We start from the raw sequence: 21,302 nt of genomic DNA, 5'->3' as shown, positions 1-21,302 counted from the left end.
ATGGTAGATCTCATCATTTTGAAACAATGACATCAATCCCCGGGGTATTTGCAGCAGGGGATGTTGCTGATGACAAATATCGTCAGGCAATAACATCAGCAGGTTCAGGGTGCATGGCGGCACTTGATGTAGGGAAATGGCTACAGTTTAATAATTTATAATATTATTAACGCATTAAGACCATTCAGAAATGTACTGGATGGTCAGTTTTTAAATGAAATGATTAGATAAATCCATTGTAAAGCTGAATCCATGCGCATTTTTTATTACCTGTTGTTTGTACGGATAACCGGCTAAAATACCCTCAAAATCCAAACGCACCAGACGTTCAAGTTCTTTGAGCGAGCTATGCCCTTTCATTATTCCGTAAAGCAGTATTCCCATCATTGGACGCAGAGAGTAAGGCCATAAAAGATCTGCGTTTAAGATAGGAACGCAGATCTTAACGGATAAGACAGGTTTTTTACGACACCCTCTAAAAGGACGAAGCTTGTTGTGTTTATTGGTCAAATTACTCAGTATACAAGTAGAGATCAGGGTCCTAAAACCTCCACACGCAAACCTGCTGCTAGCCATCCTGGGAATCCATCTCCAAGGCGTAGGGCTTTAAATCCTTTGGATCGCAGTAATGAGACAGCCTGAATAGAGAGCACGCAATATCGACCACCACAATAGGCGATGATATCTTGGTTGCGAGGCAGCTCCTCAAGATGATTTACGAGCGCTTCTGTTGGAAAGTTGATGGCTCCCGGAATGTGTCCTGCGGCGTAATCCTCTTCTGAGCGCACGTCCAGTAGGAGTATTCCTTCCTCCTGCCTGTGGAGCAGTTCTTCAATAGAGACACCTTCTAAGTGCTCTGGATGATGAATGCTGTTGGAAACGACACGCTGAATCTCGGTTTGCTGATAAGCAAGATAGTTTCGTAACGCGACCAGTATATTCGCAACTGGACCGTCACCAATCCGATACAGAACATGCTTGCCTTCGCGGCGGGTTTGGACGAGTCCTGTACGTCGTAATTGCTGCAAATGTTGTGAAGTATTGGTGATGGAGAGGCCGGATATCTCAGCCAAATACTCTACCGAACTTTCATGCCGAAAGATTGCCTCAAGCAAGGTCAATCGATGTAAGTGTCCAAGTGTCTTGGCTAAATCTGCCATTTCGCTAAGAACATAAGTGGTGTGATTAATCATTCTCATATAATAACGTTTCAAACATCAACATTTGCGACATAGATAACATAATTAATCATATTATGCCATTGATCCATTTATTGCTGGAATGATAGTTTAATGGAGCGTAATTGGCTGCAAACTGTGCAAATTCACGTATATAGCGTACTGGACTCAATGATCGTGGAAGGTTCTGGTCGATGTCTGATTTCGACTCAACCGTGATTTTTGCTTCGCCGAGAAGTTGTCGTTCCTGTTGTCTGCACTGGCTGACTGCGGGCCTTTTGCGAAGCTGTTCTTACGATGAACGAGCAATTTATCTATTGTCGACTATCGTATTTAAACAAAATATTGGCTAGTTGACTAACTGCGAGAAACACAGAATGAATGAAGCTCTAATAACCCCAATAACACTGAGCGCATCTGTTCGGACCCGCGTCAAAATTCCTATACATTCTCGTACCAGTAAACAGAGGTTTGAAGCCGAGATGGTAACGTTCTCTGGCCTTTCTGATATTGGAGAACATCTTGCAATCGTCTTTGAACCGCTCAACAGATCACCGTACGTTCGCGTACATTCCGAATGCCTGACAGGCGATGTATTCGGCTCTGAGCGTTGTGATTGCGGCGAACAACTCGACGAAGCAATTACTATGCTTGGTAAGCTTGGGGGCATTCTACTTTATCTGCGCCAGGAAGGTCGCGGTATCGGACTGTACAACAAGCTTGATGCATATCACTTACAGATTTCACAGGGCCTCGACACATTCGAGGCTAACCAAGCGATCAATTTTCCTGAAGACATGCGAGATTTTCGCGTAGCCGCAGAGATGCTGCAGGCACTTGGCATCTTCGAGGTATCTCTTGTCACTAACAATCCGGACAAAATTGCTCAGCTCGAGAAAAATGGGATCCGGATCGGGAATGTGATACCGACTGGGGTGTTCGTTAATAATACAAATCACAGCTATTTGCGTACGAAAATTGACAAACACCATCACACCATAAACCTCGGAGAGGAACCCCAATGATCACACATCATGCACCGATTAGCGGGATTTCTGCATACCGCGATAAGTACGTATTAACAGCTGGCTATGATAACCAAGTCATCCTGTGGGATGCTAAAACTCAACGTCCGCTTGCTCGTGCGATGCATGATCATCTGGCGAATCAGGGCGTGTTCTCACCTGATGGTACTTACGCCGTTACATCATCATCAGATTATAGTGCCCGGCTCTGGACTGTACCCGACCTGCGATTGGTTGCCGTATTCGCCGATCATAATGACGATGTGGAAATGAGCGTATTTCATCCAGATAAGCCTCTGGTCGCAACCGCTTCACGTGACCACCATGTCCGGGTATACGATTTCAGTGGCAAACTTCTGTATACATTCAAAGGTCATTCCGCTGACGTAATCTCAGTTGCATGGATGCATAATGCCGATGAACTAGTCTCATCAAGCGACGATGGTACGATCAAACGTTGGTCACTTGAGAAGAACTGCCTCATTGCTGACATCGATCTCGATGGCATCGAGACCGACACGATTGCTATCGCAGCAGACGGGCGCATTTTCGCTGGCAATGACAAAGGAGAGATAATTTCAATTAGTATTGACGGTTCGCAAGTTACGTTCAGAGCACATAATGCGGGTGTGAAACGTCTCGTGCTCGACCACAACAGAGGACTTCTGGTATCTCTGTCATACGACCGCACAATGCGACTGTGGAAAGTGGATCCATTTGGGCAGTTGGAAGAGTTGGTGAGTGCGTCACTGCCACCTGAGGTATGGCCTCGTTCATGCTCCTTCGAAGGTGATGATCACATTGTATTTGCAACTTTCCAGGCAAGCTATCGTCTGTACAACTGGAAGACAGATAACTGGGATTTGTCTGAATTAGCACCGACACAGGGCGTCAATGCAGCTGTGTTAGTCGATGGTCAACAGTGGGCGATTGGTGATGCAGGTATTGTGTGGATCGACCAGCATGAGTATGTACGTACAGGCAGTCTGTGCAATTTCCTCACACCTGTAGGTGACGTGATCCTGACAGGCGGGCAGCTCGGCAAAGTGTTTGATGCGCGCACAGGTCGAGAGTTGTACCAGCATCGCTCTCCATTAAACTGTGGCGTATCGTTCAATCTCAATGGAATAGAGCATGCAGTTATCGGTACGTACACGGGCGAAGGTATTGTGCTGCGCATTGATGGTTCGCAGGTAACGCACGTCACTGACCTGCCACTGCATGGTAACGCCGTTAAAGATATCGCCATTTCGGGTGATCTGATTTTCTCCATTGCGGCAGACGCGTCAGCAACTTGGTATCGAGTGTCAACACTTGAGCAGGTGTACACGCTTAAGCATGCACATGAGAAGATCGCAAATGGCTGTATAGGCCTCGGCGAAGGCTATTTTGCTTCGGTTAGCCGCGACCTAAAATTGCGAATATGGTCACCAAATCACCATGTGAATGTAATCGAGACTCCCCACACGCACTCGATCAAATGTGTTGCCGCGGGTGTTGATGGTCGCTATGTCGCAACTGGTAGCTATAACGGCCGTGTTGCTATTTACGACCGTATCGATAGTCGCTGGGTGATCAATGTGCAGATAACAACCTCGGGTGTGTCTTCCCTCAGCTATGATCCAATGACACATGTGTTTATTGCGAGTTCATATGACGGCAATGTCTACCACATCCCACTGGAGCACATATGAACAGCAACACTAAACTGCATTATATTGATAATCAACGGACAATCGCTCCTGTTGACGTGCTGAACACGGCACCACGAGATTATGAAAAGGTATTACGTTCGGATTTTGTGACGAGCTATAACGAAGGGCGAGATGTCTGGACTGAAGAGGCCGCAATGCAGCAGGCAAGTGTTATCTTGCATACTCATCTTGCTCGTCCTTCCGATGTACTTGACGCTGGTGCAGGTCGTGGACGTGATACTCAGTTCTTACTTTCGCAAGGTCATAGTGTCACAGCAGTTGACCTCGTCGAACTTCCCGAGTGGACACAGCTGATACAGCGCTGGGGCAATCAGGTGCAATTTCGCATAACGCCAGTAACTGAGTTCGATGGTGAGAATCTTTTTGATGGTGTGATCGATAATGGCTGTCTGCATCACCAACATCCTGACGAATACGCTGTGTATCTCAGGCGGATCCACGAGCTTTTACGTCCATCCGGGCTCTTCACAATATCAGTGTTTGAGTCGAAAGAGCCGGGGCGACTATATGCAAATAAAACGCAACGGCTTTATCGCGAGTTCACAGATTCTGAGCTTACCGAGCTATTGCACGTTGCGCATTTCACTTTTGTCAGTCTGCACCGAGTGCCGCGCCCAACAACTGGATTGAACTATCTGGTTATGACGGTTAGAAAATCAGGTTATTACTGAGACGAGGCCATATCGATGAAACTTATGCTCGCCGACAATCCTAACCATCTCAGTGACCGAGCAGCAATGGCACTGCCCGAAAATCTATTCGTTGCGCGCATGCCCGCGACGGTACTTTCAATGCATCGAGATTTATTACAACTTGAACCTGCTGAGTGGATAAAAATTATTCAGGATCCGTTTACACCATTCGAACGCCGTTACGCGGCGGGTACATTACTCAATTTTTCTGGCGATCCACGTATCCGTCCGCTTGATCCTGAAATGTGTGACGTACCCAGCGCAAGCGTTTGGCTCGGTACTGCACTGGAGCGGGTGCCACAGATAGTTGCCGAATGGGGACGTGTTGGCGTAATCGAGGAGTGGATAGCTAAGGAATGCCCACGCTACAACGTGGAAATCAAGGCATTTCGGGTTATGCGCTATCCAGTCACAAACTTCGAGTATCGATTATTTCTTGAGCATACGAAAGCGCCATGGCTTCCGACATCCTGGACCTTCGGTGTCTATCCAAGCGAGCGTGCAAATCATCCAGTCTGGTCTGTTCCTCCAGAAGCATCAGAAGCATATGCAGATTGGCTGAACAAAGCTACAGGGCGGCATTTTCGGTTACCTAGAGAAGCAGAATGGGAGTATGCAGCTTCTGGAGGCACTGGATCCGAGTATCCGTGGGGTAACGAGTTCAATCCTTACGCAGCCAATACGGTCGAAGCTGGGCCTTTGTCGACAACACCTGTCGGTATATTTCCTCTTGGTCGTAGCAAGTTTGGAATCGACGATCTCGCCGGCAATGTCGAGGAATATGTCGCCGACGATTACTCTCCCTACCCTGGAGGTTATGTGATTAACGATGACCTAGCAAGTACTCAGAGTAGCTACCGGGTAGCACGTGGTGGTAGCTTCACGCGCTTTGGTGATTTAGCACGCTGTGCACGTCGCCATGGCCGCTACCAGCGTGACATTTACTCGATGGGTTTTCGGCTCGTAGAGTCGCTTTGAGCATGATCAGAATTGTGGTTTGACTGCATTAAAACTGTAGTGGCGTACCTGACGTATCTGAAGATGGCACCTTTGCAATGAGTAGGTTTTCAGCAAAATGAAGAACTTATTAACTTTGGCGCGAGGTGTGCCAGCTTCTCAAAAACCATATTATTGAGCGAGGGATTTCAATGATCGAACTGGCAACTGAGACAATTTATGAGTCGACAAACGATAAAGTTACATTAACTTCAGTCGTCGATTTGGTGAAATTGTCCGATCAATACCGGCAATCGGCAGTCCTGCACTATGCCGTTGCCGAAAAGCTATTTGATTTGACACAGGAAAGCTGTACATCAGCCAAGATTGCCAAAAATTTCAACATGGTCGAGAGCAAGGTATTTATCCTGTTAAATGCACTTGTTGCTCTCGGGCTTCTAAGGAAGGATGGCAACGAGTTTTTGAACACTGAATTGACTACACGATACTTGACAAGTACCAGTTCCGACTACATAGGCGCAATTATTGAGCATCAGCATTTGCAGTGGGATAACTGGCCCCGAATTGGAGAAATTTTACGCAGCGAAAAACCTCTCGATTTCCAACAGGAAAGCCGCTTCAAACACGATGAGCGCGCCCGCGACGCATTTAATGACGCTATGGTACGTCTAAGTCAGCCTATGCGTGACGTCGTGTGCAGCCTCAGTGTATTCACAAGCGCAAATACGTCGATCGATCTTGCCGGTGGGCACGGCACCTACCTCGCGGAGGCATTACGCCGTCATCCACAGCTGAAAGGCCAGATATGGGACCTGCCAACTACTCGCAAGGCTGCACAGAAAACTATTGAAGCATATGGCCTAAGTGGGCGGCTCGAGTTTTGTGAGAAAAACCTGCTTGATTCTCTCAACTTTGAGGGAGTGACCGCTGACATCGTTATGTTGAATGATTGCCTTCACTACTTTGATGAAACGGAAGCGCTTAAGGTAATCCGTCATGCATCCAGTCTTGTGAATCCAGGTGGTTCATTCCTGATCCTTACAATGACAATGGATGAAAATCGTGTCACTCCCGCGCTATCTGCTGACTTTTCACTCCACATGATGGTTAACACTAATCACGGTGAACTACATCCAACACAATGGATAGCACGTGCTGTGCATGAAAATGGTTTGTCTGTCAGCGAGCACTTAATTGGTCGCTATACTCTTCTCATCGGTCAACGACCTGCTAGTGAGGTATGACTATGCTTGTCTTCGAACTAATCAATCTTGATATTAATCCGGTAGACGCGGAACAGGTCGCTCATACGTTATCCGAACAATGCACAGCAGCTGGCTACCGATTGAGTATGGTTGAAGTGGGCAATACAACGCCTGATGGGATATTTGTGCTTTCGAGTGGTACATCAAGTGCGATAAAAAGCAAAAGACTAACTGAAGTTGGGCGGGTTGCTGTTGCACAGATATATATCGATCCGGAAGGTGCCAATGGTGAAACATCTACTGTATGGCACGAAAGTCTTCAGGATATGTTCTGTTACCCTCTCGCACTAGAGGTAAAATCTGTAAGCGAGTCAGCTGATGTCGTACACGGCTGGCTTGCAGGCTTCGCTACATTTACTGCCTGTATCAAGATGTGGCGGCGCTTACGCGACAAACCTGAAGAGGGTAAATCGAGCGAACTACGAGTGAACCATATCAACATCCTCGCACAAGATCTTAACAAATCTGTTAATTTCTACCATCGAATCTTAGGAGCTTCTTACTGCTATAACCTGGGTCCAAAGAAGGTTGTGATGGAGCTGAACGGCTTCGATTTCTTTATCGAACAGACGGATACTGTTTTCTACCCACCAGGCTACCATTTTGGCGTACGCACAGACCCTGGAGGTGTTAAATCGATCGCAGAAATAGTAGAGGTGGATGGCAATATCAAGATCGTAAAGGGCAATGGTCCAGCGCCTGGTTATCATTTGGGGCCTGATCGTGTGCGTACAGCTTTCTACTTTGAAGATCCTGACGGTCTTGTCATCGAGGTCTATTCACCAGAAATCGAAATGCTTGAGAGTAATCCACATCTAATCTCGCAGCATTTTTCTCTTAACTGATAACCATCAATCTACAAACAGACGAGGTAGTCCATGAGTTCTAACAATGCCCCCACTTGGGGAGAACTGCTTTCCGGACGTAATGGCTTGCTTTCAATTGCGCTTGCAGGGGGAGTTGCATTACATGCGATTAATATCTATATCGCAACGACAATCCTGCCATCCGTTGTACGAGACATTGGTGGACTTGAATACTATGCATGGAACACTACGCTGTTCATGGTCGCGTCGATTATTGGCGCGCCATTGTCCAAAAACGTGCTAAGTCGTTTCGGGCCGCGTGTTGCTTATCTCGTTGCTCTCGTAGTGTTCTGTGGAGGAACACTCATATGCGCTAGTGCGAAGGACATGATGTGGATGCTTGTCGGACGGTTTATTCAGGGCTTCGGCGGTGGCATTTTGTTTGCACTCAGCTACGCACTCATCCGTATCGTATTCGATGAACGGTTATGGCCCCGTGCGATGGCGATGGTCTCCGGTATGTGGGGTATCGCAACGCTCTGCGGGCCTGCAGTTGGCGGGATCTTTGCGCACGCCAACACCTGGCGTCTCGCATTTATAGCACTTTTGCCGGTTGCTGCTGTGCTTGCGGTGATTGTGCTCATCCAATTAGCTGCCTATCAGAAATCTGATACCCAGACAGAGCGGGCTGCAATTGGCAAGATCCTGTTGCTCGGTGTATCAGTACTTATTATATCGGTCGCAAGTCTGTCGAAGGCGACTTTTGTAAATATCGCTGGTGTCGTTGTTGGCCTCGCGATCGTCGCATTGATTGCACGCTTTGATCGTGAATCTAAAATTAAATTGCTGCCGACCGGCGCTTACGATATACGTGCGCCTCTTGGTGCAATCTATGCCTGCATGAGCCTGCTTGTAATTGGTATGACAACCGAGATATTCGTGCCGTATTTTCTGCAAACCATCCACGGCTATCCTCCGTTAATTGCTGGCTATGCGACTGCACTGATGGCAGCTGGTTGGACGGCTGGCTCGTTGTTCAGCTCCGGACGCAGCCCACATACTGCACAGTTACTTGTGCGACGTGGCCCGATTCTCGTTGTACTTGCACTCATCGCGCTCGCAATCATCATGCCATCACAGCACCTGTTCAGCCCGGCACTTAGTCTTACACTGATGTGCATTGCGCTCGCAGCGGTTGGCGCTGGTATTGGTGCCACTTGGCCTCATCTGCTCACACAAGTGTTTATGAGCGCACCTGCTGGGCAGGAAGATCTTGCGTCGACATCGATCACGACCGTGCAACTGTGTGCGACAGCCATTGGCTCAGCACTTGCCGGTATCGTTGCAAATCTTGCCGGATTCACAGACCCCGGTGGGTTGGCAGGCACTCAGAGTGCTGCTATATGGCTGTTTGCAGTCTTTGCGATTGCTCCGGTGCTCGCGATGTTTATCGTGCGCCGTGTACGCGTCGCATGAATGCACTGAACGTCTAGCAACGAGGATCAATTAATGAGGGCTAATCATGGATCCAGTGACTGGGATCAACTTGTTTAAGGCTTTACATGCATTCGGGATCGCCGGATGGGCTACGATAGCCATGATCAATAACGGGCGGTCATTCACAATGACGGCAGGCACTGTAGGTCGCATGATGAGCATGGAGTTACTCAAACAGGAACCGCCCGTGAATACACCGTTGCTGAGTCGTGCAACAACATCGCGGGTGATACATAGAGCTGCTCTTACCGTCATTGTGGTACTGCAGATACTTACCGCTATTTCCATGTGGATCAGTGGCTATTTACTACTGATGAAGACTGCATCACACCCAGAAACACTATTATGGCTCAATGTGGGTATTATCTGCTTTGCTACGTGCGCCTTCATTTTGTTACTGGGTGGGTTGTGGTATGGCTATTGGATACGTCAAGAAGGTCTGCAAATTACACACATCGCTATCGTAATCTGGTCTATTGCCGCATTTTTGCTGTTTCATTCCAATCTGGCATCCGGGTTAACAGGAGACATTTGATGATAAGTTCCTTTCCCCTTCACGATGGTGATTGCTTCGTGCAGGTAAATGATGACGTTGCCGCCGGGCTTGATGGGTTTGAGCTGCGACTTCTCGCCAGCCGTGTTGTTGCTATCCGTGACAACCAATTCTTAGATCTACAAAACCTAATTGCGGGAGGAGGTGCCATTACACGAAACAGCAATCCATACGACCTACAACGCCAAAACCTTGCGGTGCTGTATTACGAACTCGGTCGTCATGGCGAGATTGAATTAAGGGAGTCTGACACTGACAATACTCGCCTTACTGTGCTCACACCTCAAATTACAGTTGCGAATTCATCATCACCTATCCAGGCTATACGGCTATCATCCAGCGATCGCCTTGCGTTCTTACCGTTCGAAGAGGCGCGCAACGTACCGAATATATCAGCTGACGCGATACATAATACAGCCACACAACTTACACTGTCGCATTGGCCTGCAAACCGAACCCCCACCCGCTACAAAGCGAATCTGTCAACTGAGAGCGTACTACGCTTTGTGTCTGACAAATCAGAGTACGATGATGTGCGACACGTGACAACCGACCATTTTGATCTGGACGGACTTGCATCTGTCTATGCACTGCTCGCGCCTGAGCACGCGCAGAACCATAAACAACTTCTCATTGATGTTGCACGGTTTGGTGATTTCGCGTGTGGGAATAGCACAAAGGCACGCCGACTCGCATTCGCGCTGAACACAATCGCTGCACAAATATCGAATGCAACTGGAACATTACCAAACGAAAGTTTGCGCATTGCAGCACTCTTCAGCACGATGTTGCCAGCATTGCGTGATCTGCTGGATGCATCAGTGATACAAGATACACTTTGGCATGACGCCGAGCGGCATCATATGGAAACGGAAACGTTACTCGATAATCAGAACGTGATAGTTGAGCAGTATCCTGAGATAGATCTTGCGATATTCCGTCTGTCTACTCCTAATGTACTATATACGCGTGTACCACAACGTTACTTCGGGCTTTCTCCTATTTCCTTCCACAATCGCACGTCGTTATCGACGATTGCACTCGTCACGCAGGACGATATAGTCGTCCATCAGCGTTATGAAGGATGGGTGGAGTTACATTCCTCTGCACCACGGCCGCGTCGTGATCTATCTATTTTCGCGCGGGCGTTACAGTCAGCCGAAACGAAAGGTTGTCGTTGGCACTATGACGGTGTGCAACACATTATGCCACGACTTGGACGCAATGGCGCACAGCTGAGTAGCTTGCCGATAGAGGTTATCGTAAACGAACTTAAACACTTCCTGTCTATTGCCCCGGCTGCCTGGTCACCAAGTGTGTATGCGGTGTCTTAGCGAAAAACGCTGTAACCCTCGCCCTATTTGAAAGGTATCGCAAAAGGCCTGTATTATCCGTTAAGATCTGCGTTTCTATCTTAAACGCAGATCTTTTATAGCCTTATTCGCTTGAGACTTGAGAACTGGAACCTTCTATTCACACGGACGTCAGTTTGTCAAAGCTCAGCACTTTCCTGTTCTGAGTCACTCTCTTTCCCTCTATGTTTACCTCAAGCAAATGGGTGAACGGAGCGCATTTATTATCTCCAAGATCCTTGATGAACACGACCGACACTGGATAAGGAATCAAGCGGCATAGATTGTTTATCGTTGACTAAAATTTCAAGCCAGACTAATCTGTCAATCAATAATTATATTGAATAATTTAATGAAAGCATTGTGCCTCATGCCGCTTTTGGAGTTTTTATAATGTCGCCTAACAACATATCCTCTACAAGCAACGATAAATCGCAGGTAAAATCCCATTCAAATCAGCGTCTGGCGTTTATGGTTCTAGCAATCGTACAGTGTATTCTTATTTTCACGATTGCAATCGTTACAGTTCCACTTCCAAAAATCGCGATGGAGTTCAACCTTACATCTGCTGATCTGCTTCTTGTTCTTGCTGCTTATGGACTCCCATTCAGTGGCTTACTATTGTTTGGAGGACGGCTGGCCGATAGGTTTCAGGGACGACGGATGTTTGCCATTGGCTTATTCATCTTCGGTATATCTTCTGTGATTGCTGGTTTCTCTCCTACTTTCGAGATGCTTGTTGCCATGCGGTTTACTCAAGGGATAGGTGGAGCCTTAACAGCACCGGCTGCAATGGCTGTGCTACGTGCTTTATTCCCGGAACCCAATGCCTTTGGCAGAGCAATGGCCACGTGGGGAGGTGTTTCCGTTTTGGGTGCCGTTTTAGGATTTATCATCTCTGGTGTCGTAACAACGTGGGTTTCCTGGCGATGGATGTTCGCCGTTCCTGTCCTTGTTTCAGTCATAGGCTTGCTCAGCACCCGCAATCTACTTCCAGCCGGAATTGATGAGTCTCACCAGCGTCGGTCGAAATTAGATCTGATTGGTGCAATATTTGCTACGTTCGGTATTTCCTTAAGTAGTTATGGTTTGATACTAACTGGCGATCATCCGTGGACATCGTCAGTGGTATTGCTCCCGCTACTGATCGGTCTTGGCTCATTAGTTGCCTTTACAGTGCTCGAACGTTTCGTCCGTGACCCACTCCTTCCCCCCGGGTTTATTTTCGAGCGGTATCGGATCACGGGGCTATTTGGCATGTTTCTGGCGGCAGTAGGCTCGGGGGTCGTCAACTTTGTTTTATCCCTCTATTTACAGCAAGAGCTGGGATGGACACCGCTCATGACAGCCGGTGCATTCCTGCCGTTCGCAGTCGCTCTCATCATGACCGGACAAATGACAACACCTTTAGTTGGTCGCATAGGTGCAGCACGGGTGACAAGCCTGGGGTTATTTATCGCTGCTATTGGGCTTGGATTGTTGGTCGGTCTTGACAAAAACACAACTTACATCGTGGGATTACTGCCCAGTCTGGTTCTTGTCGCAATCGGCATTTCACTGGCTTTTTCAGGCTCTGCGGTACTTTCCACAATGAATGTTCCACAGCATCAGGCGGGTCTGGCTGGTGGGGTCATGAACACTGCCATGGAACTCGGCCCGACTGTAGGTCTGGCAGGGTTAATGGCTGTGGCCGCAACACAAGCAGAGATCATTGATGGTTACGTATGGGCGTTCGGAACTGCCGCTGTTATTTATGTCATTGCAGCGCTACTAGCGATTTTACTCACAAACCGTAATCATGCTGCATTAGGGAAACCTCACCATGAATAAAATTCAATCAGAGGAAAAAAAACCGAAAGTCTCATCGGGAATAGCACCACCAATGCAAAAACAGCGTGATATACCTGGCTCCATTTATTTGCTCGGACTGACTATATTCATACTCACTACCTCTGAGTTTATGGTTGTCGGCATGATGCCATCGTTAACCGGCGTGTTTGGAGTCACTGTCGCAGATATTGGCTACCTGATTTCACTCTACGCTATCGGCATGGTTGTCGGTGGGCCGATACTGACAGCATTATTTGTCACGTTACGGATTCCCAACAAGAAGGCACTACTTTGGCTACTGGCTCTCTACAGTGTTGGTGGCGTTATAGCCGCAACGGCAGGGAGTTACCAGTCGATGGCTATTGCCCGCGTTATCACTGGCGTTGCCGGCTCTGCCTGTATCGGTATCTCTTTAGCGATCTGTGGTGAAGTCGTCAGAACAGAAATGCGGGGAAGAGCCTCATCAATTGTACTCAGTGGCATGATGCTGGCGACTGTGTTAGGCGTACCAGCAGCAACCGTTATTGATCAGAACATGGGCTGGCGTTTGAGTTTTTGGTTGGTTGTTATATTCACTATCATTTGTGCTTTGATTATGTGGGCGCTGGTGCCTGCTTCACGTAATACTTCAGATATCCGTATTAGTGATCAACTTACATCGTTTCGAAATGGGAAACTCTGGGCAGCTTATGCGTCAAGTGCCCTTATCATCGGCGCATCTTACGCAGCTTTCAGCTACATTTCAGCAATCTTGACTGAAGTTACAGGATTATTGCCCGCAGTCGTGCCTATTTTACTCGGCCTTTATGGTGCAGCGAATGTGATTGGCAACACGATTACTGGCCGTTTTGCTGATAAGCATACTTTCGCAGTACTGACCATCGGGATTAGCATTCTGGCTATATCGTTACTGATATTTGCGCTTTTTCCAGAAAGTCGCTACATCAGTGTCATTGCCTTTTTAGTGATTGGCCTTGTGGGCGTTCCCATGAGTCCAGCAATGATTACACGTGTTATGCGCGTGGCAAATGCAAGTCCTCTGGTCAATAGTGTTCATGTCTCCATTATTAACAGTGGCTTGGCATTTATCGCATGGGCAGGGGGGTTAAGTATTGGCGCAGGATATGGGCTTATATCACCACTATGGATCGGCCTAATTCTGGCTATCTTTGCCTTGCTTTCACTCACGCCACTTAGTGTCAGGATTTCAATGAAGTCATCTTAAAATGAGTTAATAGTGGGCAGTAAACATCTTACAAGATAATAGGATAATAGCGCTGGTGTTCATAAATACAGCGCTATTTATTAAAAAGCTTCAAAGTAACGTTCGGATACCTCAAAAACGTTCCATTAGGCTATTTTCCCAGCAACTCCCCCGACGGATTAAGTTTTGCCTCGATATCGTTACAACAAATGACTAAAAAATAGAGCGGCTAAATAGAGGCCAACACCATAAGAAGTATGCGCCATTAAACTTCTCAGTCTTAGTGTATTAGGTGCGGGGGCCTTGGATGCAGCTATCCCCATTCCCAGACCCGGCTGCATGATAAAAAAAGGCGCAATGACAGTAACGATTCCCATGATTAATGCAGGAAGGAACGTTGGATTTTTTGCCCAATCCAGTCCCAAAATGAGCAACAGAATACCCGCAAAAATGATGCCAATAAGATAGTGAGTAAACCAACCAATCCCGCTTTCCCCTTTCACAGGTTCGGCCTGTAGAATGCTTGTATGGGTAAATTGCCCTTTGGGCATGTGTCCAATCCAGCGTCCTACCAGGCTATAGTTCAATGAGGGAATGCCGAAAAAACGTTTTATGAAAACAGCCCAAAGATCCATGACAACCGTTGAACCAATACCAATCAATACAGAATAAATAATAAACTCCAGTCCTTCATTCATCTGTTGCGCTCCTCCGAATTGTGGTTACCCATAATGGTCAATCAATCAGCAGGTACTCGAAATGGCACAGAAACTCTGATACCATGACATTCAATTAATGCATTGAGTGTAATAATGGTGGAAGTGTAAAGTCAATGTTTGATAAACAACTTATTGTCGAGATTGCAGAAATTGCCAAGGTGTTAGGAAATCTTCATCGGTTGGCTCTGCTTGAATGTTTGGTTAACACTGAACACCCCGTGGAAAAGCTATCAGAGCTTTCTGGTTTGTCAATTGCTAATACTTCCCAGCATCTCCAGCAGCTCAAACGTGCAGGATTACTTCAGTCTCGTAAATCCGGAAAACATGTGCTTTATCGTCAGAGCGAAGGGCCCATTATGGAAGTTATTTCGGTACTCCAGCAATATGCCGAATTTAACCGCAAAGAAATGCGCAGATTGATTGATGATTCAAACAATCAGGAAATAATTTCATGGGATGAGCTGTTGGACAGAATTAAGGAAAACAGCACGATATTACTGGATGTCAGGCCAAAAGAGGAATTTGAACGAGGTCATTTGCCGAATGCCATCAATATTCCTGTAGAGGAACTGGAAAACCGATTAGACGAGATCTCTTCCAATCAAGAGCTTGTTGCATACTGTCGGGGCCCTTACTGTGTTCTTTCTGCTAATGCTCTTGAATTATTACGTGCTAAAGGTATCCGCGCCCGTCGTTTTAATAAAGGATTCTCTGGGTGGAAAGATGCTGGAATGAATGTTGAAGTAAAATCTTAAAATCAGTGTAATCAGGCCAATGACTGGCCTGATTACATTAAAATTTGAAATCTACCGGGTAGGCATACTCCGTTTTTGTGATGAAACTCTTGTAGTAATAAAATATCAACGGCGCGCACTTTTTGGTCTGAAAGCAGCCACGATGGTTTCATCCGTTTCCACATAAGGGCCGTCCAGCAATTGGATACAATAGGGAACGCTGGCAAAAATTCCTGCTACCAATACCTTACCATTTTCGTCTTTTAACCCTTCCAAAGTTTCCGAGATGGCTTTAGGTTGTCCGGGTAGATTAAGAATTAACGCCTGATTACGGATTACGCCTACCTGACGGGACAGAATGGCTGTTGGAACGAATTGAAGACTGATTTGACGCATTTGTTCCCCAAATCCGGGCATTTCACGATCAGCAATGGCGAGCGTTGCATCTGGTGTGACATCGCGGCGTGCTGGCCCTGTCCCCCCGGTGGTTAGTACCAGATGGCATCCCAGCTCATCGACCAATTCACACAATGTTTGCTCAATCAGGATTTGTTCATCAGGAATAAGACGGGTTTCTATGCTAAAAGGTGTGGTAATCGCCTTTGCCAGCCATGTTTCCAGTGCGGGCAGCCCCTTGTCCTGATAAATACCATTGGAAGCCCGATCGGAAACGGACACGAGACCAATGCGTAATACGTTCATACGAACCTCAATTAATGATAAAAATAGAGAAAATGTTATTGATGAAATGAAAAACAAAAGGCGACTCATTATGTCGCCTTGGTATAAGAAAAAATAGCGTCTCGTTTGAGATTACAGCAGATCAGCGATCATGCTCTCAAGTTTGCCTTGGTCTACGGCAAACTTACGGATACCTTCCGCCAGTTTTTCAGTTGCCATTGCATCTTGGTGGTGGTCCCAGTAGAACTCAGCTTCAGTCAATGGTTCCGGGCGTACTTTAATTTCGCCTTCATAACCCAGTTTGCGCTCAACTTCACCTTCTGCTTCAGACAGTTCTTTCAGCAAGGCAGGAGAGATGGTCAGACGGTCGCAGCCAGCCAGTTCCAGAATTTCACCAGAGTTACGGAAACTTGCACCCATTACAACCGTGTTATAACCGTGCTCTTTGTAGTATTGGTAAATTTCAGAAACAGAAACCACACCTGGATCTTCGTGTGGTGCGAATTCTTTCTTGTCGCCGTTTGCTTTGTACCAGTCAAGGATACGGCCAACGAATGGAGAAATCAGGTAGACACCGGCTTCTGCACAAGCACGCGCTTGGGCAAAGGAGAACAGCAGGGTCAGGTTACAGTTGATACCTTCTTTTTCCAATTGTTCAGCAGCACGGATGCCCTGCCATGTGGAAGCCAGTTTGATCAGGATGCGGTCGTTGCTGATGCCTGCTTCGTTGTACAGTTTGATCAGGCGTTTTGCTTTCGCTACGCTTGCTTCGGTGTCATAAGATAGACGAGCATCAACTTCAGTAGAAATACGACCTGGGATCAGTTTCAGAATTTCCAGACCAATGTTAACTGCCAATTTGTCGCCGGCATCGATAATTTGCTGTTCACGGGAATCGCTTTGACCACGCGCCCATTCGACGGCTTCATCAATCAGTTGGCGATATTCTGGGATTTGAGCTGCATTCAAAATCAGAGAAGGGTTGGTGGTCGCATCTTGCGGCTGATACAGTTTCATAGCCGCGATATCCCCGGTATCTGCTACTACTGTGGTCAGTTTACGCAGGGAAGTCAGTTTATCGGTCATGTTTAATATCTCATCGTTATACGTAAAATCTTTGGCAACATTGCCTCGCCATCCCGTGATAATAACATGGTCAAGCGCGGCTGTAAGGTAGGAAAATCCTATCGCTGAGATTCTCCTCTTTCCGTTCTTTTTTGCTAAAGTGGAGAAAGTCTGGATTACTAGGAAAAAAATGATGCTTATTACTATTTCACCTGCAAAAACACTCGATTATGTAAGCCCACTTGCAACAGAAAAATATAGCCAGCCGGAATTACTGGGAGAATCTCAGCAATTGATTGAAGTTTGCCGCACTTTAACCCCTGCGCAAATCGGCAGTCTGATGAGCATTAGTGATAAATTGGCGGGCCTGAATGCTGCCCGTTTTGGTGAGTGGCAGCCAAATTTCACACCAGAAAATGCCCGTCAGGCAATTTTAGCGTTTAAAGGTGATGTCTATACCGGTATGCAGGCCGAAACTTTCTCAGCGGATGATTTCGACTTTGCCCAGACGCATTTGAGAATTTTGTCCGGTTTGTATGGCGTTTTGCGTCCTCTCGATTTGATGCAGCCTTATCGCTTGGAAATGGGAATTAAACTGGAAAATCTGCGTGGTAAAGATCTGTATCAGTTTTGGGGGGATCGTATCACTGATCAATTGAATGCTGCATTGGAACAACAAGACGATGAAATTCTGGTCAATCTGGCATCAGATGAATATTTCAAATCGGTGAATACCAAAAAGCTGGCAGCCAGAATTATCAAGCCTGTTTTTCTGGATGAAAAAAATGGCAAGTACAAAGTCATTAGTTTCTACGCCAAAAAAGCCCGTGGATTGATGAGCCGCTTTATTATTCAGAATCAATTGACTGATCCGGCTCGGCTGGTGGAGTTCAATCTGGAAGGATATACTTTTGATGAATCCCTTTCTAAAGGGAATGAGCTGGTGTTTAAGCGACATGAACAGAGTTAAATTTTTATTCCTATAAAATAATTGTATATTTATCCCCATCCGGTGGTGACAAAGAGCTATATTGAAGCAAAATTAGCATGTAAAAAACACCGATGGGGTAGCAACAATTAAGTTACATATACTTTATAAAAAATTCACTATCTACCTATTCACTACTCAACCAATCTGAATTCCTTCCTGAAACATCAGTACAACATGGAAAACTTCATCTTGAAGATTTTACTTTCCAATAAACTAATAACGTAATTTGACAATTCCATATGTTAAAACTATGTTAATAATAACCTCGCTAAATTTCTAGTAACTTACAACTCTATCGCTGGATATTTTCGTCCTTACGAAAAAATGCTTAGGTTATGTTAAAACTTCTTCATGTAGTGAAGTTTTATCCCACAAATTACCATCATCTGGAGAAATATTATGAAAACATATGCATTGTTCTTATTGATACCTATGTTAATAAGTTATTCATCCAATGGGAAAGAAACAGGAAAAGAGGCAGTCAGAGAACATCTGGCTATAACAGACACAAGCAAATCAACTAAGTATTTAATCGAAAATATGAAGGAATGTGGGCAGGGTTATGTTGTTGGAGTGTGGTCAAACGCTAATGACTGGAATGAATGGGCAATTTGGTTGTCACCAAAAGGACGACATTCGAGTAAGGATGCAAAAATATATTGGTCTCACAGCAAGTTAAGAACCGATTATGACAGTGGAAAAAATGCTTACGCAACTATCTTAGCTGCCCAAGCCAGCGGACAGCTGGTCACACTCCTTGACGACGACAAAGGATTTCAATGTACCCCCTGGGGACCTAGTGGATACAAAGGGCCACAATTTAATTCAGTTAAGGCTATGTTCCCGGCAGAATAATAAATAACTTTTTTGATCTGGTCTCTCTGAAAATTTATAAAATCCTAACGGGGGAGCATTTAATGAGAATTAAAAAATTGTTTACGCTGTTGTGTATTTTATTCTTATACACAGCTCAATCTCTGGCTCAACAAAACATTGTTCAAGTTTATAGAGCAGATTCTCGTCCTCCACAGCAAATATTTATCCAAAATGGGGGATTTCATCCCTGGGGAACGAATGCGGATCTTGCGGAGCATATTCAAAATTACAGTTTGGGAGCTGATCAGCCCGCTGAAGGTTCAGCATTTGTCGCAACGACCACAAATGAAGAACAAGCTATTAGATGGGGAGTCGAGATGTCTTCTCCTGACGAAGAGCCATTCTACGTCTATAATATACGCCCAACCGCTAATTTTTATAGTGTGGTTTTATCATTACAGGCTTTTTATGCTCGTACAGGCGATCGGCGTTATCTGAAGCTGCTGAACGCTTATGAAGAACAACGAGAATATGCGGCATTTAATGGTATTTCTGTCACGCAAATTCGCGGAGTTGATGTGTATGAATATGATCCGAACAGCGGTGACTACGGTACTACTCATTCTATATCTAACCCGCTGTATCAAGCAGTTCAAACAACGGCAAACGTCAGCGCTTTTTCACAGCTTCCTCAGTTGCCAAGAGAAATAGTGTCACCTGCTACGTATTGTGCTATGAATATGACCCACTCACCTCATTATTCTGCTAGCTTTGCTGCTAGTACTAAGACTAGCAAATTTATTAAAGAACTATCACAATGCAATGCTGGCTTATTGACAATGGCCTTTTTATACACCAGCTTTTTTTAATAATATTCAATATAAATTATCACTCCACCTATTTAAAGGTGGAGTGATAAGTTCCATATTATTTCGGTGCTCTTTCCATCAAAAATTCACGCAAGGTAGCAAAACCAGCAGGCATAAAGTGAGATAACAAATCCATATCCGCACGTTCAGCTAATTCTTGTGGCAACGGTAATGCCTGGCCGAGGGTTGCTTCGACGCTTTCTTTGAATTTCGCGGGATGTGCAGTACCCAAGAATAAACCATATTCTCCTTCCTGCAATTGATCACGCAGGACACGGTAAGCGACGGCAGCATGTGGTTCGGAAATGTAGCCTTTGGCTGCGAGTTCGCGCATGGTGCTCTGGGTGATTTTGTCATCCACCACACCGTTAGCCAAGTCACTCAGTGCCCAGCCTTTGCGCTTGAACAGTTCTTCAATACGCGGCCAGTTATTGGGCTGGCTGACATCCATTGCATTGGAAAGTGTCGCAATGGTTTGGTGTGGTTGCCATGTGCCTTCTGCCAAATAACGGGGAACAGTGTCATTAACGTTGGTTGCCGCGATAAAACGTTTTACCGGTAGCCCCAGCGATTTCGCCAGCAGCCCTGCGGTTAAATTACCGAAATTACCGCTTGGCACGGAAATGACTAATTGTTCACGCTTCTCCGCGGGGATTTGCGCCACTGCTTCAAAGTAATAACAGATTTGTGCCAACAATCGGCTGATATTAATGGAGTTAGCTGAATTGAGATGCAGGGCATGTTTCAGTTCTTCATCATCAAAAGCCTGTTTGACTAATGCCTGACAAGCGTCGAAATCGCTTTTTATGGCAACCGTGTGAATATTGTTGCCTAGCGTACAGAAAAGTTTTTCCTGTAATGGGCTAATCTTGCCTTCGGGATAAAGGATCACGACCTGTACATTATTCAAACCATAGAAAGCATGGGCAACGGCAGCGCCGGTATCACCGGATGTGGCAGTTAAAATAGTGACAGGCTGTTCTCCTGCAATTTGTGCAAGAATTTGTGCCATGAAACGGCCGCCAAAATCTTTGAAGGCCAATGTTGGCCCGTGATATAGCTCCAGTGAAGCGATATCATCTTCAACATTTGTTACCGGAGCAGGAAAGGCAAATGCATTTTTAACCCGGGCAGCCAATTGCTCTGCGGGGATCTCATCACCAATAAACGCTGCCAGAATTCGTTGGCTACGGCTGACAAAATCTAATTTTAATAATTCGTTGATCTCATCACGGCTGAATTCTGGTAAATCCTGTGGAAAAAAGAGCCCTTGTTGTTTGCCCAATCCCTGTTTTACCGCCTGTGAAAAACTAACCTGCTCGCTGCTGTCTTTTAAGTTATATAGTTTCATGG

Annotated in this window: 21 protein-coding genes and 2 pseudogenes; 17 read left to right on the top strand and 6 right to left on the bottom strand. The window is 46.1% G+C overall.

What is annotated here, in order from left to right:
* Positions 1–161 (top strand): annotated as a pseudogene (locus tag AB204_RS22515) (hypothetical protein); the annotation flags it as partial.
* 49 nt (positions 162–210) lie between these two features.
* Here AB204_RS22515 and AB204_RS23595 read toward each other — a convergent pair.
* On the bottom strand, positions 211–510 hold the full coding sequence (locus AB204_RS23595) for a hypothetical protein (RefSeq protein ID WP_235428118.1): 300 nt from the start codon (positions 508–510) through the stop codon (positions 211–213).
* Positions 511–533: 23 nt separating this feature from the next.
* On the bottom strand, positions 534–1,214 hold the full coding sequence (locus AB204_RS16880; protein ID WP_324292618.1) for an ArsR/SmtB family transcription factor: 681 nt from the start codon (positions 1,212–1,214) through the stop codon (positions 534–536).
* 341 nt (positions 1,215–1,555) lie between these two features.
* Here AB204_RS16880 and AB204_RS16875 point away from each other — a divergent pair, with 341 nt between their 5' ends.
* The 12 genes and pseudogenes from AB204_RS16875 to AB204_RS16825 all read left to right on the top strand — a co-directional run bounded on the left by AB204_RS16875 (position 1,556) and on the right by AB204_RS16825 (position 14,095).
* Positions 1,556–2,203: a GTP cyclohydrolase II gene (locus AB204_RS16875; protein ID WP_047964537.1), complete on the top strand. Its 648-nt coding sequence runs from the start codon at positions 1,556–1,558 to the stop codon at positions 2,201–2,203.
* Positions 2,200–2,895, top strand: a pseudogene (locus tag AB204_RS23860) (WD40 repeat domain-containing protein); the annotation flags it as partial. The gene AB204_RS16875 and the pseudogene AB204_RS23860, both read left to right, overlap by 4 nt.
* Complete coding sequence (locus AB204_RS23580; RefSeq protein ID WP_235428120.1) at positions 2,896–3,897, top strand: WD40 repeat domain-containing protein; 1,002 nt, start codon at positions 2,896–2,898, stop codon at positions 3,895–3,897. It abuts the pseudogene before it with no gap.
* Positions 3,894–4,589, top strand: a complete 696-nt coding sequence (locus AB204_RS16865; protein WP_047964535.1) for a class I SAM-dependent methyltransferase — start codon at positions 3,894–3,896, stop codon at positions 4,587–4,589. The genes AB204_RS23580 and AB204_RS16865 overlap by 4 nt, the downstream gene beginning before the upstream one ends.
* 15 nt (positions 4,590–4,604) lie before the next feature.
* Positions 4,605–5,588, top strand: coding sequence for a formylglycine-generating enzyme family protein (locus tag AB204_RS16860; protein WP_047964534.1), 984 nt, complete (start codon positions 4,605–4,607; stop codon positions 5,586–5,588).
* 125 nt (positions 5,589–5,713) lie between these two features.
* Entirely contained in the window at positions 5,714–6,811 is a 1,098-nt protein-coding gene (locus AB204_RS16855) for an acetylserotonin O-methyltransferase (RefSeq protein ID WP_235428117.1), read from the top strand.
* Positions 6,812–6,813: 2 nt separating this feature from the next.
* Positions 6,814–7,677 carry a VOC family protein gene (locus AB204_RS16850; protein ID WP_047964532.1) on the top strand — a complete coding sequence of 288 codons (864 nt, stop codon included), beginning with the start codon at positions 6,814–6,816 and terminating at the stop codon, positions 7,675–7,677.
* Positions 7,678–7,710: 33 nt separating this feature from the next.
* The gene (locus AB204_RS16845) at positions 7,711–9,114 is read left to right on the top strand and encodes an MFS transporter (RefSeq protein ID WP_047964531.1); all 1,404 of its coding nucleotides are present in this window, start codon (positions 7,711–7,713) and stop codon (positions 9,112–9,114) included.
* 46 nt (positions 9,115–9,160) lie between these two features.
* The gene (locus tag AB204_RS16840) at positions 9,161–9,670 is read left to right on the top strand and encodes a DUF2165 family protein (RefSeq protein ID WP_047964530.1); all 510 of its coding nucleotides are present in this window, start codon (positions 9,161–9,163) and stop codon (positions 9,668–9,670) included.
* Positions 9,671–9,708: 38 nt separating this feature from the next.
* Entirely contained in the window at positions 9,709–11,022 is a 1,314-nt protein-coding gene (locus AB204_RS16835; protein WP_235428116.1) for a DUF6687 family protein, read from the top strand.
* 411 nt (positions 11,023–11,433) lie between these two features.
* On the top strand, positions 11,434–12,870 hold the full coding sequence (locus AB204_RS16830; RefSeq protein ID WP_084728598.1) for an MFS transporter: 1,437 nt from the start codon (positions 11,434–11,436) through the stop codon (positions 12,868–12,870).
* Positions 12,863–14,095, top strand: coding sequence for an MFS transporter (locus tag AB204_RS16825; protein ID WP_235428115.1), 1,233 nt, complete (start codon positions 12,863–12,865; stop codon positions 14,093–14,095). The genes AB204_RS16830 and AB204_RS16825 overlap by 8 nt, the downstream gene beginning before the upstream one ends.
* A gap of 179 nt (positions 14,096–14,274) precedes the next feature.
* Here AB204_RS16825 and AB204_RS16820 read toward each other — a convergent pair whose 3' ends face one another.
* Complete coding sequence (locus AB204_RS16820; RefSeq protein WP_047964528.1) at positions 14,275–14,772, bottom strand: DUF2938 domain-containing protein; 498 nt, start codon at positions 14,770–14,772, stop codon at positions 14,275–14,277.
* 134 nt (positions 14,773–14,906) lie between these two features.
* On the opposite strand from AB204_RS16820, the gene AB204_RS16815 reads away from it, so the two are divergent.
* Positions 14,907–15,548, top strand: coding sequence for an ArsR/SmtB family transcription factor (locus tag AB204_RS16815; protein ID WP_047964527.1), 642 nt, complete (start codon positions 14,907–14,909; stop codon positions 15,546–15,548).
* Positions 15,549–15,653: 105 nt separating this feature from the next.
* On the opposite strand, the gene mog is transcribed toward AB204_RS16815, so the two are convergent.
* Positions 15,654–16,229, bottom strand: a complete 576-nt coding sequence (gene mog / locus AB204_RS16810) for a molybdopterin adenylyltransferase (RefSeq protein ID WP_047964542.1) — start codon at positions 16,227–16,229, stop codon at positions 15,654–15,656.
* A 111-nt stretch (positions 16,230–16,340) separates the two neighbouring features.
* Positions 16,341–17,294 carry a transaldolase gene (tal, locus tag AB204_RS16805; protein WP_047964526.1) on the bottom strand — a complete coding sequence of 318 codons (954 nt, stop codon included), beginning with the start codon at positions 17,292–17,294 and terminating at the stop codon, positions 16,341–16,343.
* A gap of 172 nt (positions 17,295–17,466) precedes the next feature.
* Between tal and yaaA the strand changes: the two genes are divergently transcribed.
* From yaaA to AB204_RS20920, 3 genes are all read left to right on the top strand, one after another.
* The gene (gene yaaA, locus AB204_RS16800; protein ID WP_047964525.1) at positions 17,467–18,243 is read left to right on the top strand and encodes a peroxide stress protein YaaA; all 777 of its coding nucleotides are present in this window, start codon (positions 17,467–17,469) and stop codon (positions 18,241–18,243) included.
* Positions 18,244–18,663: 420 nt separating this feature from the next.
* A complete protein-coding gene (locus AB204_RS16795) occupies positions 18,664–19,119 on the top strand; it encodes a hypothetical protein (protein WP_047964524.1) in 456 nt (151 codons plus the stop codon).
* A 62-nt stretch (positions 19,120–19,181) separates the two neighbouring features.
* Positions 19,182–19,949, top strand: coding sequence for an enterotoxin A family protein (locus AB204_RS20920; protein WP_053067934.1), 768 nt, complete (start codon positions 19,182–19,184; stop codon positions 19,947–19,949).
* 58 nt (positions 19,950–20,007) lie between these two features.
* Here the strand turns inward: AB204_RS20920 and thrC are convergent, their stop codons facing one another.
* Positions 20,008–21,300: a threonine synthase gene (gene thrC, locus AB204_RS16785; RefSeq protein ID WP_047964523.1), complete on the bottom strand. Its 1,293-nt coding sequence runs from the start codon at positions 21,298–21,300 to the stop codon at positions 20,008–20,010.
* Positions 21,301–21,302: the final 2 nt, after the last annotated feature.

Source organism: Xenorhabdus khoisanae (genome assembly GCF_001037465.1).
In the GTDB taxonomy this organism is placed as follows: Bacteria; Pseudomonadota; Gammaproteobacteria; order Enterobacterales; family Enterobacteriaceae; genus Xenorhabdus; species Xenorhabdus khoisanae.
The sequence above is the reverse complement of the archived record's forward strand: the minus strand, read 5'-3'. Positions and strand labels throughout refer to the sequence as shown.

Coding starts and splice junctions, on each gene's coding strand:
- AB204_RS16875 (WP_047964537.1), top strand. CDS start 1,556: ATGAATGAAGCTCTAATAACCCCAATAACACTGAGCGCATCTGTTCGG.
- AB204_RS23580 (WP_235428120.1), top strand. CDS start 2,896: ATGCGACTGTGGAAAGTGGATCCATTTGGGCAGTTGGAAGAGTTGGTG.
- AB204_RS16865 (WP_047964535.1), top strand. CDS start 3,894: ATGAACAGCAACACTAAACTGCATTATATTGATAATCAACGGACAATC.
- AB204_RS16860 (WP_047964534.1), top strand. CDS start 4,605: ATGAAACTTATGCTCGCCGACAATCCTAACCATCTCAGTGACCGAGCA.
- AB204_RS16850 (WP_047964532.1), top strand. CDS start 6,814: ATGCTTGTCTTCGAACTAATCAATCTTGATATTAATCCGGTAGACGCG.
- AB204_RS16845 (WP_047964531.1), top strand. CDS start 7,711: ATGAGTTCTAACAATGCCCCCACTTGGGGAGAACTGCTTTCCGGACGT.
- AB204_RS16840 (WP_047964530.1), top strand. CDS start 9,161: ATGGATCCAGTGACTGGGATCAACTTGTTTAAGGCTTTACATGCATTC.
- AB204_RS16830 (WP_084728598.1), top strand. CDS start 11,434: ATGTCGCCTAACAACATATCCTCTACAAGCAACGATAAATCGCAGGTA.
- AB204_RS16825 (WP_235428115.1), top strand. CDS start 12,863: ATGAATAAAATTCAATCAGAGGAAAAAAAACCGAAAGTCTCATCGGGA.
- AB204_RS16820 (WP_047964528.1), bottom strand. CDS start 14,772: ATGAATGAAGGACTGGAGTTTATTATTTATTCTGTATTGATTGGTATT.
- AB204_RS16815 (WP_047964527.1), top strand. CDS start 14,907: ATGTTTGATAAACAACTTATTGTCGAGATTGCAGAAATTGCCAAGGTG.
- mog (WP_047964542.1), bottom strand. CDS start 16,229: ATGAACGTATTACGCATTGGTCTCGTGTCCGTTTCCGATCGGGCTTCC.
- tal (WP_047964526.1), bottom strand. CDS start 17,294: ATGACCGATAAACTGACTTCCCTGCGTAAACTGACCACAGTAGTAGCA.
- yaaA (WP_047964525.1), top strand. CDS start 17,467: ATGCTTATTACTATTTCACCTGCAAAAACACTCGATTATGTAAGCCCA.
- AB204_RS16795 (WP_047964524.1), top strand. CDS start 18,664: ATGAAAACATATGCATTGTTCTTATTGATACCTATGTTAATAAGTTAT.
- AB204_RS20920 (WP_053067934.1), top strand. CDS start 19,182: ATGAGAATTAAAAAATTGTTTACGCTGTTGTGTATTTTATTCTTATAC.
- thrC (WP_047964523.1), bottom strand. CDS start 21,300: ATGAAACTATATAACTTAAAAGACAGCAGCGAGCAGGTTAGTTTTTCA.